Source organism: Thermophilibacter sp. ZX-H3 (assembly GCF_052599055.1).
Map to the genome: position 1 here is coordinate 2,879 of NZ_JBQXES010000025.1, position 15,499 is coordinate 18,377.

Genomic DNA, 15,499 nt, shown 5'->3' on the forward strand with positions numbered 1-15,499 from the left:
CAGGGTCACGCCACAAAAAAGGGGGGCGCGACTCCTTGGGGTGCCCCCCCGCCGCGGGAGGGCCTGATGGCCTAGCCGTAGAAGTCGAACTGAATGGTGTCGAAGCCGTCGATGTCGAAGAGCGACGCGTCGGCCTCGCAGGTGACGCCATCGATGACGGAGAGCGTGATGTCGCCCGCGCCGTCGAGGTGAAGCGTGATCTCGGTCTCGGTTCCCTCCCAGGTGCCGGTATCGGTCAGCAGGTCGGCGTGCGCCTCGAGGGGCTCGACCGAGCAGGTGCCGTCCTGCTCGAGATAGACGTCGAGCATTTGCTCGGAGCCGCCCTCGGTGCCGTAGACGGAGGTGCCCGTCGTGGCGACCGAGCCGCGCCACTGGCCGTAGTAGGTCTCGATGGCGTCGAAGTCGGCGGACTCGGACTGGGTGGTGTCGCTGCCGGTCGTGGCGGTCGAGGAGGTCTCGCCGCTGGTACCGTTGCAGCCGACAAGCGGCATGGAGACCGCGAGGGCGCACGCGGCGGCGATGATGAGCTGCTTCTTCATAGAACTTGCTTCCTTTCCGTTCTTCTCGTCGGCGGGGCCTGCCGGACGGACCCCCGCCGCCTGCATCACATTCTTCTCGCGAGCGCTACCCCGGAATGACCTCGGTCTCCGGCTCGGTGAGCGGGTTGGCCTTGTAGATGGCCGTGCGGTCGTCGTCGATCACGCCCGACCAGTTGAGGCCGAAGCAGAACTCGTAGGTGTTGCCCTCGGAGTCCGTGTAGCACTCGACGTCGCGCGGAACGTCCTCGAGGGAGGCCTCGACGGTCTCCATGTCCTTGGGCATCTGGCAGGGCAGCAGGCCGGAGGGCTCCACCTCGCCCGAGAGGATGCGGCAGTAGGCCTTGCCAAAGTTGCGGCCGCCAGCAGACCAGGACCAGAGGATGACGTCGGCCGCGGGCTCGATCTCGTGGAAGCACTGGGCGTTGTTGCCGGCCTCGACGACGAGGATGATCTTGGCGTCGGGCAGGGCCTCGCGGATCTCCAGGAGGCGGTCAAGATCGCCCTCGTTGGAGGCGGTCACGGACTGGCCGCGGTAGGAGCGGTTCTCCTTGGTGCCGTCCTCGAGGATGTCGCCGGCGAGCGAGGGGTCGCGCGCCGTCGTGGCGGTGTACGGACGGTACTGGAGGGAGATCGGCAGGTACTTGGGGGCGTTGGGGTCGACGGGCTCCGCGTCGGGACCAAAGCCGCCGCTGGAGGGCTCGCCGGCGCCCGTGTCGGGCGACTCGATGAGGAAGAAGACGTACTCGCAGCCGGCCATGTCGGCGACAGGCAGCTCGGTGACGGTGGGCTCCTCGCCGGACTCGTCGACGGTGTCCGTCACGATGTCGAAGATCTCGCCCGCCATCTCCTCGTCGATGATGAGGCTTGCCGTCGCGGGGGTGGAGGAGCCTCCCATCATGAAGCCGCCGCCACCGCCGGAGACCTTGGTCGGGATGTAGCACTTGGGCTTGCCGGTGATGCCGTCCTTGTTGATGACGCTGCCGGCGTTCTTGAGCATGACGATCGACTTGTTGGAGGCCTCCTGCGCGAAGTCGAGGGCCGCCTGGTCGTTCATGATCTCCTTGGTCTGGGCGCGGTCCGTGTAGGGGTTGTCAAAGAGCTGGACCTGGTTCATGACCGTGAAGATGCGGCGCGCGGAGTCGCGGACGCGGGAGAGCGCCTCGTCCTCGCCAAACTCCTGCTCGTAGAGCTTGTAGCCCTCGGTGGCAACGTCGACGGCCCAGTCGCCGCCGACCTGGTCGACGGTGGCCTCGAGGAGCTTCTCAAAGCGCTCGGGCTCGGTCATGTCCTTGACGCCGTGGGCGCGGTCGCCGAAGTCGGTCTCGCGCAGGATCTGCCAGTCGGTGGTGATCATGCCGTCCCAGCCGGCGTTGCGCAGGATCATGAGGTTGCGCTTGTTGTAGGCGCCGCCCCAGATGGGGCCGAGGGACTCGTCCTCGGTGTAGGCGATGCCGTAGTTGGGCATCACGGCCGCCATCTGGCCGGTGACGGAGTCAAGGTGCAGGCCACCGTCCAGGAACGGGATGAGGTGCGCGTTGAAGTTGTCTCCCGGGAAGACGTCGTACTTGCCGGCGTCGTTGTGGTCGTTGCGGCCGCCCTCGACGGCGCCGCCGCCCACGTAGTGCTTGCACATGATGGCAACGGAGTCGGAGCCCCAGCCCTTGTCGTCGGTGCAGTCGTCATCGCCCCAGGTGGACTGCATGCCGCCGCCGAAGGCCTTGCAGAGGTCGCGGTTGGCCGCGGGGTCCTCGCAGATGGAGCCGCCCATGCGGGTGTAGATGATGTTGGATCCCACGTCGATCTGGGGCCCGAGGTTCACGCGGGCGCCGCCGGCGCGCCAGGCGCGACCGGTGTAGCGGCCGGCCTTCTTCCAGATGTCCGGGTCGAAGGACGAGACGATGCAGTGGTTGTCAGGCAGGTCATAGAGCTGGTAGGGGTCGGTGGAGTTCATGTACGGGATGCCGTACTTGTCGTTGGCCTCGCACCACTCCTGGACGGCGTTGATCCACGCGACGGCGGTGGCGTAGTTGTCCGCGTTGGCGCTCGCGCGGGAGACGCCGGCGCGCAGGCCCTCGCCGAGCTTGGCGGTTGAGTCCTCGTCGAGCGGCGCGGCGGTGCTCATCATGCCGTCGTGGAACATGAGGGGCAAGATCTCCTCGGCGCTCAGCGAGTCGGCCAGCGCCTTCGCGCGGTCCTCGTTGCTCTGGCGCCAGTCCTCGTAGAGGTCAAGCTTGCCGTTGCCGTTGAGGTCCTTGAAGGCGTAGCCGTCCACCTGGATGATCTTGGCGGTGTCCATGACGCCCAGCTCGGCGCCGCCCTCCTGCGTGATGCGGGTCCATCCGTCGCGGGTCTCCTCGCTGGCCCACTTGGCATCGACGTCCTCGCCGTCGGGGTCGATGGGATAGCTGTCCGCCGCGGGCACGGAGGTGGTGTCGTCCGCCGTCGTCCCGCCCGTCGTGGACGCCTCGCAGCCGGCGAGGCCCAGCAGGCCAGCGGATACCGCAGATGCCGCTAGGAAGCTCCTTCTTGATACGCCACTCACAGTTCCCTCCCTCTTTCGGGGTTTACCTTCAGGAGGGATTAAACGACGAGGGGCGCGGGGGCGGGGGACCACCACACAACCCGTCGACCACGCCGCACGGTCTGCATGCCACGCTCGCCGATGGGCGCTGGCCTGCCCGTGCCACTGGCACTGCGGTCTCTTCGGATAGAATGGCCGCCAAGGGAAGGGGGAGCCATGCACCAGATTGCCATCGTCGAGGACGAGCTCGACGCCGCCGACGCGCTCGCGGCGTTTCTCGACCGCTATGCGGATGAGCGCGAGGAGGAGTTCGAGATCACGCGCTTCACGAGCGCCATGGACTTCGAGGTGACGCGCCGACGCTTCGACCTCGTCTTCATGGACATCCAGATGCCCGGCATCAACGGCATGGAGGCGGCCCACCTCCTGCGCACCTACGACGAGGACACCCCCATCATCTTTGTGACCAACCTCGCCCAGTACGCGGTCAAGGGCTACGAGGTGGACGCGCTCGACTTCATCGTCAAGCCGGTCACGTACTACAACTTCCGCATGCGGATGGACAAGGCGATGCGCCACATCCGCCGCAACGCCGGCCGCAGCATCACGCTCACCACGCGCGACGGCATGCGCGTGGTGCCCCTCGCCGACATCGAGTACGTCGAGGTGAGCAAGCACGACCTCAGCTACCACATCTACGGCGACCCCGAGCCCTTCGTGGTCTACGGAAGCCTCAAGGCCTTCGAGGACGAGGTCGCGGGCGGGCCCTTCGTCCGCATCTCGGCAAGCTGCGTGGTCAACATGAACCAGGTGCGCCTCGTGAAGGGCCCGTCGCTCCTCATGAAGGGAGGGGACACGCTCTACTTCAGCCGTTCGCGTCGTCGCGAGGCAATCGCCACCATCACGAACTTCCTCGGAGGGAGCATCTGATGCTGCTCGACGCTCCCCTCCTCTCGGTCTTCACCATCATCAAGCTCGTCCTGGCCGACTACCTGTTCTCCCGCACGCTCCCGCGGCGCGAGCCGGCCGTCCCGCGCGCAGTGGGCGTCCTTCTCGCCAGCGGCGCGCTCTCCGCGGCAAGCCTCGCCCTGGGCTTCTCGGTCTTTCCCACGCTGACCGACGACCTCTCGTTCTTCTCGGCCATCCTCGTCTTTGTGGGCATGCTCGCCGTCATGGTCCTGGCGCACCTCGTGGTCTACGACTGCCCTCCCTGGACCGCCATCTTCTGCTGCTCGATGTCCTACCTGCTGGAGAGCCTCTCCTCCTCGGCGGAGCGCGCCGTCTCCGAGCTCGCCCCCTACACGAGCTTCCCGCCGCCGCTCGTCGAGTCGCTCCTGCGCTACTGGCTCGTCTCCGCGGCGGTCTTCGCCCTCGCCTACCAGCTCCTCATCAGGCGCATCGAGAAGAACGGGCTGCTGCAGATCTCAGACCCCGTGATGGTCGTCACCGCCGCGCTCGTGATCGCGGTCAACATGGTGGTCGACCTCGTGATCAAGGACGTCTCCGTCCCGGACTACGGGCTGCCCACGCGCTACACCGTCACGCTCAACTGGTTCTACGTTGCCCTGTGCGTCTACCTCATGTACTCCTCGTTTGAAATCATCTACACCCGGCGGCTCCAGATGAACATGGCCGCCATCGAGCGTCTGCGCGCCTCCGAGGCCCGCCAGTACGCGATGAGCCGAGAGAACATCGAGGCGATCAACATCAAGTGCCACGACATCAAGCATCAGATCCGCACGCTGGCGGGAGGCGCCGCCGCGGTGGACGCGCGCGTGCTGGACGACATCGAGCGCGAGGTCGACATCTACGACTCCGCGGTCAAGAGCGGCAACGACGCGCTTGACACCATCCTCACCGAGAAGGGCCTCGTCTGCCAGAGGCGCGGCATCACGCTCTCCTGCATCGCGGACGGCACCGCGCTCGACTTCATGACGCCGACCGACCTCTATTCCCTCTTCGGCAACGCGGTCGACAACGCGATCGAGGCCGTGGACGCGCTCGGCGACCCGGAGCGCCGCAGCATCAGCCTCATCGTGCGACGCGCGGGCGACATGGTCTCCATTCACGTGGAGAACTACTTCGACGGCAACGTTCGCTTTGGCGAGGACGGCCTGCCGCTCACCAGCAAGGGAGACCGCCGCAACCACGGCTTTGGCACGCGCTCCATGCGCCTCATCGTCGAGAGCTACGACGGCACCCTCTCCGCGAGCGTCCAGGACGACATCTTCCACCTCAACGCGCTGATTCCCATCCCGCAGCGGTAGCGACGGGCCGGCCTCGTCGGTTCGACTGGCCGGCGCGTCCCCTCTGGCCGAGGGACCCGTTTCGGACGGATGGGGGCGCTCTGGGGGGCTCGTCCGTCCGAAACGGGTCACTCAGCCAGGGGACAGCCAAGGGTGCACTCGGCCGGACCGGGCGAGCCGCCACGTCGCCGCCCGGCACGCTCACGTATAATCGAACGTTGCAGTAACCCGCGCGAGAAAGGCGCCCATGGAAATCACACCGCAGGAAGTTGCCGAGACCCTCTCGATGGTCTCCGAGCAGAACCTCGACCTCCGCACCATCACGATGGGCATCTCGCTTGCGGGCTGCGCCGACAAGGACATGGGCCGCATGTGCGACAAGGTCTACGACCGCATCACGCGCACGGCCGAGCACCTCGTGGAGACCGCCGACGACCTGCAGAGCGAGTACGGCATCCCCATCGCCAACAAGCGCGTCTCGGTGACGCCGATCGCCCAGATCGCCGCCGGCTGCCCGGACGAGGACCTCTCCCCGCTCGCGCACGCCATGGACCGCGCGGCCGAGACCCTGGGCATCGACTTCATGGGCGGCTTCTCCGCGCTCGTGCAGAAGGGCATGGGCAACGCCGACCGCCGCCTCATCGCGAGCGTGCCCGAGGCGCTGGCCACCACCAATCGCGTGTGCTCCTCTCTCAACATCGCCTCAACCCGCGCCGGCATCAACATGGACGCCGTGCTGCTCTCCGCCGAGACCATCCTCGAGTGCGCGCGCCGCACCGTGGACATCGACTGCTACGGCGCCGCCAAGTTTGTGGTGTTTGCCAACATGGTCGAGGACTCGCCGTTCATGGCGGGCGCCGTCCACGGCTCCGGCGAGGCCGACGCCGTCATCAACGTGGGCGTCTCCGGCCCCGGCGTCATGGCCGCGGCGCTGGCTGAGCTTCCCGAGTCCGCGAGCCTCATGGACGTGGCCGAGAAGATCAAGCAGACCGCCTTCAAGATCACGCGCGCGGGCGAGCTCATGAGCCGCGAGGCGAGCCGCCGCCTGGGCGTGGAGAAGGGCATCGTGGACCTCTCGCTGGCGCCGACCCCGGCGGCTGGCGACTCCGTGGCCCAGATCCTCGAGACCATCGGCGTGGGCGAGTGCGGCGGCCCCGGCACCACCTGCGCGCTCGCGCTGCTGAACGACGCCGTCAAGAAGGGCGGCGTCATGGCGTCCTCCTCCGTGGGCGGCCTCTCCGGTGCCTTCATCCCCGTCTCCGAGGACGCCGGCATGATCCGCGCGGCCGTGGACGGCGCGCTTTCGCTCGAGAAGCTCGAGGCCATGACCTGCGTGTGCTCGGTGGGCCTCGACATGATCGCCGTGCCTGGCGACACCTCCGTGGAGACCATCGCCGGCATCATCGCCGACGAGATGGCCATCGGCGTGATCAACACCAAGACCACGGCGGTGCGCCTCATCCCGGCCATTGGCCGGGCGGAGGGCGACATGCTCGAGTTTGGCGGCCTCTTCGGATCCGCGCCGGTCATGCCCGTCAACCGCTTCGCCGGCAGCGTCTTCGCGCACCGCGGCGGCCGCTTCCCGGCGCCGCTCAACTCGCTGAAGAACTAGCGAGAAGGACGCGCGGCCGCAGGTCCTTCTCGCCGCGCGTCCTTCTCGCCGCGCGGTCTTTCTCGCTGCACGCTTCCCCGAACCGCGCCCACTGCTTAGGTGAGCAAGTTACTTGAATCAACGCTACTCACCTAAGCGCATACGGTTCCTCTGAGCTGGGGCTACCCTACTCACCTAAGGAAATCGTGCATAGAAGTTCAGCTTTTTTGCTCACCTAAGCGGGCGTCGGCGGGAACGGGCGTCGGCGAGCGCGAACAGCGGCGGGAACAGGCGTCGGCGAGCGCGGGCGGCGAGAGCAGGAACCGGCAGCGAGAAAAACGCACCCTACCCCAGGAAGCGGACCTCCGGCTCCAGGCGCACGCCAAACTGGCGCTCGACCTCGTCCTGGACGTGCTCGATCACCGCGTGGACGTCCGCCGCAGTGGCGCCGCCGGTGTTCACCACAAAGCCGGCGTGCTTGCGGGAGACCTCGGCCCCGCCCACGCGGTAGCCCTGCAGCCCGGCGTCCATGATCAGCTTGCCGGCAAAGTGGCCCTCGGGACGCTTGAACGTGCTCCCCGCGCTCGCCATCTCCAGAGGCTGCTTCTCCTCACGCTGGCGCATGAGGTCGTCCATCGTGGCACGGATCTTCTCGGGGTCGCCCTTCTCGAGGGCAAACGTCGCCGAGAGCACCACGAGGCCGTCCGACGCCACGCGGCTGCGGCGGTAGCCCAGGTTCAGGTCATCGACGCCAATCGTCTCCTGCGAGCCGTCCGGCAGAAGGACGCGCACGCTCTTGAGCACGTCAGCCACGCACCCGCCGTAGGCGCCCGCGTTCATGAAGCAGGCGCCGCCGATCGACCCAGGGATCCCGCAGGCAAACTCAAGGCCGGAGAGCCCCAGCTCGCAGGCCATCTCCGAGGCCTCGCGCAGGTCAACGCCCGCCTGGCAGGTCATCTCGGTTCCGTCCATGGAGACGCCCACGAGGCACTCTGCCAGGGAGATGATCACCCCGCGATAGCCATCGTCGGAAACCAGCAGGTCAGAGCCGCGGCCCATGACAAAGCGCGGGACGCCCGCCTCGTCGCAGGCGAGAAGGACCTCGCGCACCTCGTCGGGATCCTCGGGCGTGACGAAGAGGTCGGCCGGGCCACCGACCTTGAACGTGGTGTGCTCGCTCATGGGCTCGTCCACGAGGACGTTCTCCTCGCCGACGATGGACCGGAGCCTCCACGCGAGGGGCTGATCGCTCTCAGACATGCTCTGCCACACGCTTCCCTTCAATGGAGACGGCAGGGGATATGCAACTTCTTGAGTATAGCAGCGCGCGAGACGGCACACGAGACGCCGAGAAGTGCTACACTCCCGCTGACAGTTTCAGGGCGGGGTGAAATTCCCCACTGGCGGTAACGGGCGGCACGGCCCCCGAAGTCCGCGACCCGCTAAAAAGGCGGCTGACCCGGTGGGAGTCCGGGACCAACGGTTACAGTCCGGATGGAAGAAACGGAGGCCACCATGGCTGCTTCCACGCACGCGTCCCACGACACCCACTCCACCACCTCGGGCGGCTCCTGGTCCACCAGGCGCATCGCCACGACGGCGCTCTTCTGCGCGCTGGCGTTCGTGCTCACCTTCGTGGAGATCCCCATCTTCCCGCCCGCGCCGTGGCTCATGTACGACCCCTCGGGCATCGTGGCGTTTGTCGCCGCGCTCGCCTTCGGCCCGAGCACCGGCGCAATCGTCGTCATCCTCCCGTGGGTGCTCAAGACGCTCTTCTCGTTCAACGTGTGGGGCCACCTCATGGCCATCGTCGCCGGCGTGGCCCTCTGCGTGCCCGCGGCGGTCATCGCCCGCCGCGTGGGAGGCACGCGTGGCCTCGTCGCCGGAATGGTCGTGGGCGCCGTCATCGCGCTCGCCGCGTGCATCGTGGGCAACATCGTCGTGACGCCGCTCTACACGGCGGTCTCCACGGCCGACGTCATCGCGATGATCGTGCCGATCCTGCTGCCGTTCAACGCGCTCAAGATCGTCATCAACTGCGTGGTGACGGCGCTCATTCAGAAGCCCATCGCGCAGATCGTCTCCCGATAGGCCGGCGAGAAGAACGTGGCGCCCGCCGAGCATCCGCCCATCGAGCATCCGCCCGTGAGGCTCTCGCACGTGACCCTCGTCTACGACGGGGGCGTGCGCGCGCTCGACGACGTCTTCCTCGAGGTGGCGCGCGGCGAGCGGGTCTGCGTGCTCGGCGCCAACGGCTCGGGCAAGTCCACCTTGGCATCCGTGATCTGCGGGCTGCTCGCCCCCGACGAGGGCGCGGTCGAGCTCGCCGGGGAGCGCGTGTGCGCCGACGGAAGGCCCGACCTCAAGGCATACCGTCGTGCGAGGCGCTCCCTCGGGCTCGTCTTCCAGAACCCGGACGACCAGATCGTCACGAGCGTCGTCGAGGACGACGTGGCCTTCGGGCCCGAGAACCTCGGCCTGCCGCGTGGCGAGATTGCCACGCGCGTGGCCCGTGAGCTGCGTCGCGTTGCGATGGAGGAGTATGCCGGGGCCGACCCGGCGCGCCTCTCGGGCGGGCAGCGGCAGCGCGTGTGCATCGCCGGGGCGCTCGCAATGGAGCCGGCCGTGCTCGTGCTCGACGAGCCCGGGTCGCTCCTCGACGTGCGCGGGCGCGCGGCGATCCTGCGCGTGATGGGCCGCCTCGCCGCCGCGGGCACCACGCTCGTCCACGTGACGCACTTCATGGAGGAGGCGCTCGAGGCGGACCGCGTGCTGGTCATGGACCGTGGCCGCATCGTGCTCGAGGGGACGCCGGGCGAGGTCTTCTCGCACGGGCCCGAGCTCTCCGGGCTCGGCCTCGAGGTGCCGTTTGCCGCCCGCCTCTCCGAGCGCCTCGGCCTCCCCTGGACCTGCGACGAGCAGGACGTCGTCCGCAAATTGGGGACGTGTTTTTTCTCGCAGGCGGAACGGGACAGGCCTGGGCGGTCCGTCGGCGTCTGCGCGGCAGCCGCGGCAGGCCTGTCCCGTTCCGCCTGCGAGAAAAAACACGTCCCCAATTTGCGGGTCGAGCACGCGTCGTTCTCGTATGGGCGCGGGACGCGGGCGCTCGACGACGTCTCGTTCGAGGTCCCCGCGGGCTCCTCGACGGCCGTCATCGGGCAGACCGGCTCGGGCAAGTCCACGCTGCTCCGGCTGCTCTGCGGACTGGAGCGTCCCGACGAGGGGCGCGTCGTCGTCGACGGCCATGACACGTCCTCCCGACGCGGTCGCAAGGCGGCCAAGCGCGCCGTCGGCTACGTGATGCAGCACCCCGAGCGCCAGCTCTTCGCCGAGACGGTCGAGAAGGACGTGGCGTTTGGGCCTCAGAACCTCAAGCTGCCCGCGGCCGAGGTCGAGCGGCGCGTCTCACGCGCCCTCGAGACCGTGGGCCTCGCCGATCGCCGCAAGGACTCGCCCTTCACGCTCTCCGGAGGGCAGCGGCGGCTCTGCGCGCTCGCCGGCATCCTCGCCATGGGGCCGCGCATCCTCGTGCTTGACGAGCCCACGGCGGGGCTCGACCCGCGCGGCCGCGCCATGCTGCGGCGCGTGCTTGCCCGCCTGTCCGAGCAGGGCATCACCCTCGTGCAGGTCACGCACTCGATGGAGGATGCGGCGCGCGCCGATCGCGTGGTCGCGCTCGACCAGTCGCGCCTCGTCGCCATAGGCACCCCCCGCGAGGTCTTCTCGCGCGGCAACGAGCGCCGTCTCCGCGAGGGCGGCCTCGGCATCCCACGCTCCCTGCGCGTGGCTCGCGAGCTCGAGGACCACGGCTGGCCCCCGCTCGGCGACCCCCTCACCACCGACGAGCTCGTCGCCGCGATTCGCGCCCGCGCGGAGCGTGCAAAAGTGCCTGTCCCCTTTGCACGGGAGGGGAGATGCTGAGGATAGCGATCGGGCAGTACTATGCCGCGCGCTCCCCCATCCATGCCCTCGACGCGCGGGTCAAGCTCGTCTGCACGCTCGCGGCTCTCGTGGCCATCTTCTGCGTGTCGAACGCAGCCCAGCTCGGCGTCTCCGTAGCCTTTGTCACGGCGGCCCTGGCGCTCTCGCACGTGCCCGTCGGCAGGGTCCTCGCCTCGGTGCGCCCCCTTCTGGTGTTTCTTGCCGCCCTCTCGCTCTTCAACCTGTTCTTCGTGAGGACGGGCGACGTCATGGCCACGCTCGGCCCCGTCTCGCTCACCTCGGGGGGCGTCGTCGCCGCAGCGCTCTACACCGCTCGCTTCGCGCTCGCGCTCGTGACGGGCTCGCTCGTCATGCTCACGACGACCCCCACCCAGCTCTCCGACGCCTTCGACCGCATGCTCTCCCCGCTCTCGCGCGTCGGCCTGCCCGGGCACGAGATCGCCATGGTCTTCTCGCTCATGATGCGCTTCGTGCCCACCCTCGCCGACGAGGCCTCTGCCATCATCGATGCCCAGTCGCTGCGCGGCGGCGCCTTCGACGAGGGCGGGCCCATCCGGCGCGTGCGCTCCATCGTGCCCGTGGTCGTGGCTCTGCTCGCGAGCGGGCTGCGCCATGCCGACGGGCTCTCCCGCGCCCTCGACACCCGCTGCTACGAGGGAGGCGAGGGCCGCACGCACCTCCACGAGCAGCGCCTCGGCCGCGGGGAGCTTGTGGCCGCGCTGCTGACCGCCGCGCTTCTCGCCGCGCTCGTCATTCTCGCCTAGCGCCCATCCGCCCCGCGCACGGGGCGAGAAGGACGGCCCGCGCGCCCGTCCCAGCCCCGACTGCCACGCCGCTTTGCCGTAGAATGGGACGTTAGGGAACGGGCCCTCGACAGCAGGAGGTAGCAGCGCATGGTCTCTCGCATCTACGTGGAGAAGAAGCCGGGATTTGACGGGGAGGCCACGTCGCTCGAGCGCGAGCTCAGGACGCTCCTCGGCATCGAGTCCCTCACCGGCCTCAGGCTCATCAACCGCTACGACGTCGAGGGCATCACGCCCGAGCTCTTTGCGTCCTGCGTGCCCACGGTCTTCTCGGAGCCCCAGACCGACATCGCCACCGAGGAGATGCCCGAGGTGGCGGAGGGCGCCGCGGTCTTTGCCGTGGAGTTCCTCCCCGGCCAGTTTGACCAGCGAGCCGACTCCGCGAGCGAGTGCGTCCAGCTCATCAGCCAGGGCGAGCGCCCGCTCGTGCGCTCCGCGACCATCTACGTCCTCGAGGGCGCGCTCTCCGAGGCGGACGTGGACGCCGTGAAGCACTACGTGGTGAACCCCGTCGAGGCGCGCCTCGCCTCCCTCGACAAGCCCGCCACGCTCGCGACCGAGATTCCCGAGCCCGCGCCCGTGGAGGTGCTCGACGGCTTCCGCGAGCTCGACGAGGCCGGCCTCGCCGCCTTCATCGCCGAGCGCGGCCTGGCCATGGACGCGGCGGACATCGCCTTCTGCCAGGAGTACTTCCGCGGCGAGGGCCGCGACCCCTCCATCACGGAGATCCGCGTCATCGACACCTACTGGTCCGACCACTGCCGCCACACCACCTTCGGCACCGTGCTCACCGACGTCACGATCGACGACGCCACGGTGCAGGAGGCCTTTGACCGCTACCTGGCGATGCGCCACGAGCTCGGCCGCGACGAGCGCCCCGTGACCCTCATGGACATGGGCACGATCGGCGCCAAGTGGCTCACGCACACCGGCCAGCTCACCGGCCTCGACGAGTCCGAGGAGATCAACGCGTGCACCGTCAAGGTCACCGTGGACGTGGACGGCGAGGACCAGGGCTGGCTCTTCCTCTTCAAGAACGAGACCCACAACCACCCCACCGAGATCGAGCCCTTCGGCGGCGCGGCCACCTGCATCGGCGGCGCCATCCGCGACCCGCTTTCCGGCCGCAGCTACGTCTACCAGGCCATGCGCGTGACCGGAGCGGCCGACCCCACCGTGCCCGTCTCCGAGACCATGGCGGGCAAGCTGCCGCAGCGCAAGCTCGTCACCACCGCGGCCGCCGGCTACTCCTCCTACGGCAACCAGATCGGCCTGGCCACGGGGCAGGTCTCCGAGCTCTACCACCCGGGATACGTGGCCAAGCGCATGGAGGTCGGCGCCGTCGTGGGCGCCACCCCCGCCTCCCACGTGCGCCGCGAGGAGCCGCAGCCCGGCGACAAGATCATCCTGCTGGGCGGGCGTACCGGCCGCGACGGCATCGGCGGCGCCACCGGCAGCTCCAAGGCGCACAACGTGGAGTCCATCGAGAAGGACGGGGCCGAGGTCCAGAAGGGCAACGCGCCCATGGAGCGCAAGCTCCAGCGCCTCTTCCGCCGCGGCGACGCGTGCCGCCTCATCAAGCGCTGCAACGACTTCGGCGCGGGCGGCGTGAGCGTGGCCGTGGGCGAGCTGGCCGACGGCCTCTACATCGACCTCGACCAGGTCACCAAGAAGTACGAGGGCCTCGACGGCACCGAGCTCGCCATCTCCGAGTCCCAGGAGCGCATGGCCGTGGCCGTGGCGGAGGACGACGTGGACGAGTTCATGGACTACGCCCGCGAGGAGAACCTCGAGGCCACCGTCATCGCCGAGGTCACGCACGAGAAGCGCGTGCGCATGGCCTGGATGGGCGACGTCATCGTCGACCTCTCCCGCGAGTTCCTCGCCAGCAACGGCGCCCCCAAGCACCAGGCCGCGCACGTCGAGGCGCCGAGCGTCTGGCAGCCGTCCTGGGGCGGCGCCACCCTCGAGGAGCGCCTGCGCGCCCTCGTGACCGACCTCAACGTCTGCTCCAACAAGGGCCTCTCCGAGCGCTTCGACTCCACCATCGGCGCCGGCACCGTGCTCATGCCCTTCGGCGGCGCGACGCAGCTCACGCCCGCGCAGGCCATGGTCGCCAAGTTCCCCGTCACGGGCGAGACCACCACGGTCTCCGGCATGGCGTGGGGCTTCAACCCCTACCTCATGAGCGCGGACCAGTTCGCGGGCGCCTACCTCTCCGTCGTGGAGAGCGTCTCCCGCCTCGTGGCCACCGGCTTCGAGCACGAGCGCGCCTACCTCAGCTTCCAGGAGTACTTCGAGCGCCTGCGCGACGTCCCGGAGCGCTGGGGCAAGCCGCTCGCCGCGGTGCTGGGCGCCCTCATGGCCCAGGCCGACCTCGGCATCGGCGCCATCGGCGGCAAGGACTCCATGTCGGGCTCCTTCGAGGACCTCGACGTGCCGCCCACGCTCGTCTCCTTCGCCGTTGCCACGGGCTCGGTCGACCGCGTGACCTCGCCTGAGTTCAAGGCCGCCGGCCACCGCGTCGTCCGCATCGCGCCCGCCGCCTACGGCGACGACCACCGCCCCGCGCTCGCCCCGCTCATGCACGCCCTCGAGCTCGTCGAGGCGCTCACCGCCGCAGGCGCCGCGCTCGCATGCGACACGCCCGGCTACGGCGGCACCGCCGAGGCGCTCTTCAAGATGTGCGTGGGCAACCAGATCGGCCTCGAGCTCGCGGATGACGTCGACGTTGACTCCCTTTTCGAGCCGATGTACGGCAGCTTCGTCGTGGAGCTCTCCGAGGAGGCCGACGCCGTCCTCGCGCAGGCGGAGGGCGACGTGGTGATCGAGCCGCTCGGCACCACCGTCGAGGGCTACGTCCTGGAGACGGCCGACGAGCAGATCGACCTCTCCGCACTCCAGGAGGCCTGGGAGGGCGGCATCGAGTCCGTCTTCCCCTATCGCACGCCCTCCGACGAGGCCGCGGCCCTGCCCGCCGTTGAGCCCGTGTCCTTCTCCTGCGGCGCGCCCCACGTCTACGCAGGCGAGAAGATCGCGCGCCCGCGCGTGGTCATCCCCGTCTTCCCGGGCACCAACTGCGAGTACGACACCGCCCGCGCCTTCGAGCGCGCCGGTGCCGTGGCCGACGTCTTCGTGGTCAACAACCTCACGCCCAGCGCCGTGGCCGAGAGCAGCCGCGAGCTCGCGCGTCGCATCCGCGAAAGCCAGATCGTCATGATCCCCGGCGGCTTCTCCGGCGGCGACGAGCCCGACGGCTCCGCCAAGTTCATCACCGCGTTCTTCCGCGCGCCCGAGGTCACCGAGGCCGTGCGCGAGCTCCTGCAGTCCCGAGACGGCCTCATGCTCGGCATCTGCAACGGCTTCCAGGCGCTCGTGAAGCTGGGTCTTGTGCCCTACGGTGACATCCGCCCGATGGACGACACCTGCCCCACGCTCACCTTCAACACCATCGGCCGTCACCAGAGCCGCCTCGTGCGCACGCGCGTGGCGAGCAACCTCTCGCCGTGGCTCTCCAAGTGCGAGGTCGGCGACGTGCACAACATCGCGATCTCTCACGGCGAGGGCCGCTTCGTGGCCTCGCCCGAGATGATCGAGCAGCTCGTTTCCGCCGGCCAGGTGGCCACCCAGTACGTGGACGAGGCCGGCGTTCCGGGCATGTCGCTCGACGTGAACCCCAACGGCTCCGTCCTCGCCATCGAGGGCATCACCTCGCCGGATGGCCGCGTCCTCGGCAAGATGGGCCACACCGAGCGCTCCGGCGCCGGGCTCTACAAGAACGTGCCGGGCAACGCGTACCAGCCGCTCATCGAGGGCGGCGTGGCGTACTTCACGGAGTAGCCCGCCTCGATCGGCCG

General features: G+C 69.0%; 10 protein-coding genes and 1 riboswitch. Of the genes, 7 read left to right on the plus strand and 3 right to left on the minus strand.

All coding sequences use genetic code 11. The features are described from left to right. Positions 1 to 71: 71 nt before the first annotated feature. Both ACULPM_RS09975 and ACULPM_RS09980 read right to left on the minus strand, forming a co-directional pair. Positions 72 to 539, minus strand: coding sequence for a hypothetical protein (locus tag ACULPM_RS09975; protein ID WP_445331388.1), 468 nt, complete (start codon positions 537 to 539; stop codon positions 72 to 74). Positions 540 to 624: 85 nt separating this feature from the next. Further along, the gene (locus ACULPM_RS09980; RefSeq protein WP_445331389.1) at positions 625 to 3,081 is read right to left on the minus strand and encodes a glycoside hydrolase family 3 C-terminal domain-containing protein; all 2,457 of its coding nucleotides are present in this window, start codon (positions 3,079 to 3,081) and stop codon (positions 625 to 627) included. Between the two features lie 195 nt (positions 3,082 to 3,276). Here ACULPM_RS09980 and ACULPM_RS09985 point away from each other — a divergent pair, with 195 nt between their 5' ends. From ACULPM_RS09985 to ACULPM_RS09995, 3 genes are all read left to right on the plus strand, one after another. Beyond that, positions 3,277 to 3,990 (plus strand): LytR/AlgR family response regulator transcription factor, encoded by a 714-nt coding sequence (locus tag ACULPM_RS09985; protein WP_445331390.1) that lies wholly within the window; start codon positions 3,277 to 3,279, stop codon positions 3,988 to 3,990. Further along, positions 3,990 to 5,327 (plus strand): GHKL domain-containing protein, encoded by a 1,338-nt coding sequence (locus ACULPM_RS09990; RefSeq protein WP_445331391.1) that lies wholly within the window; start codon positions 3,990 to 3,992, stop codon positions 5,325 to 5,327. The genes ACULPM_RS09985 and ACULPM_RS09990 overlap by 1 nt, the downstream gene beginning before the upstream one ends. Positions 5,328 to 5,553: 226 nt before the next feature. After that, complete coding sequence (locus ACULPM_RS09995) at positions 5,554 to 6,918, plus strand: PFL family protein (protein ID WP_445331392.1); 1,365 nt, start codon at positions 5,554 to 5,556, stop codon at positions 6,916 to 6,918. 324 nt (positions 6,919 to 7,242) lie between these two features. Here the strand turns inward: ACULPM_RS09995 and murB are convergent, their stop codons facing one another. Next, positions 7,243 to 8,157, minus strand: coding sequence for a UDP-N-acetylmuramate dehydrogenase (gene murB / locus ACULPM_RS10000; protein WP_445331393.1), 915 nt, complete (start codon positions 8,155 to 8,157; stop codon positions 7,243 to 7,245). Between the two features lie 109 nt (positions 8,158 to 8,266). After that, positions 8,267 to 8,407: riboswitch (FMN riboswitch) on the plus strand. A gap of 5 nt (positions 8,408 to 8,412) precedes the next feature. On the opposite strand from murB, the gene ACULPM_RS10005 reads away from it, so the two are divergent. The 4 genes from ACULPM_RS10005 to ACULPM_RS10020 all read left to right on the plus strand — a co-directional run bounded on the left by ACULPM_RS10005 (position 8,413) and on the right by ACULPM_RS10020 (position 15,482). After that, positions 8,413 to 8,988 (plus strand): ECF transporter S component, encoded by a 576-nt coding sequence (locus ACULPM_RS10005; protein ID WP_445331394.1) that lies wholly within the window; start codon positions 8,413 to 8,415, stop codon positions 8,986 to 8,988. 15 nt (positions 8,989 to 9,003) lie between these two features. Then, positions 9,004 to 10,818, plus strand: a complete 1,815-nt coding sequence (locus tag ACULPM_RS10010) for an ABC transporter ATP-binding protein (RefSeq protein ID WP_445331395.1) — start codon at positions 9,004 to 9,006, stop codon at positions 10,816 to 10,818. Then, entirely contained in the window at positions 10,812 to 11,603 is a 792-nt protein-coding gene (locus ACULPM_RS10015) for an energy-coupling factor transporter transmembrane component T family protein (protein ID WP_445331396.1), read from the plus strand. The genes ACULPM_RS10010 and ACULPM_RS10015 overlap by 7 nt, the downstream gene beginning before the upstream one ends. Before the next feature lie 129 nt (positions 11,604 to 11,732). Next, positions 11,733 to 15,482 (plus strand): phosphoribosylformylglycinamidine synthase, encoded by a 3,750-nt coding sequence (locus tag ACULPM_RS10020; RefSeq protein WP_445331397.1) that lies wholly within the window; start codon positions 11,733 to 11,735, stop codon positions 15,480 to 15,482. Positions 15,483 to 15,499 lie beyond the last annotated feature (17 nt).

Coding starts and splice junctions, on each gene's coding strand:
- ACULPM_RS09995 (WP_445331392.1), top strand. CDS start 5,554: ATGGAAATCACACCGCAGGAAGTTGCCGAGACCCTCTCGATGGTCTCC.
- ACULPM_RS09985 (WP_445331390.1), top strand. CDS start 3,277: ATGCACCAGATTGCCATCGTCGAGGACGAGCTCGACGCCGCCGACGCG.
- murB (WP_445331393.1), bottom strand. CDS start 8,157: ATGTCTGAGAGCGATCAGCCCCTCGCGTGGAGGCTCCGGTCCATCGTC.
- ACULPM_RS10015 (WP_445331396.1), top strand. CDS start 10,812: ATGCTGAGGATAGCGATCGGGCAGTACTATGCCGCGCGCTCCCCCATC.
- ACULPM_RS10005 (WP_445331394.1), top strand. CDS start 8,413: ATGGCTGCTTCCACGCACGCGTCCCACGACACCCACTCCACCACCTCG.
- ACULPM_RS09975 (WP_445331388.1), bottom strand. CDS start 539: ATGAAGAAGCAGCTCATCATCGCCGCCGCGTGCGCCCTCGCGGTCTCC.
- ACULPM_RS10020 (WP_445331397.1), top strand. CDS start 11,733: ATGGTCTCTCGCATCTACGTGGAGAAGAAGCCGGGATTTGACGGGGAG.
- ACULPM_RS09990 (WP_445331391.1), top strand. CDS start 3,990: ATGCTGCTCGACGCTCCCCTCCTCTCGGTCTTCACCATCATCAAGCTC.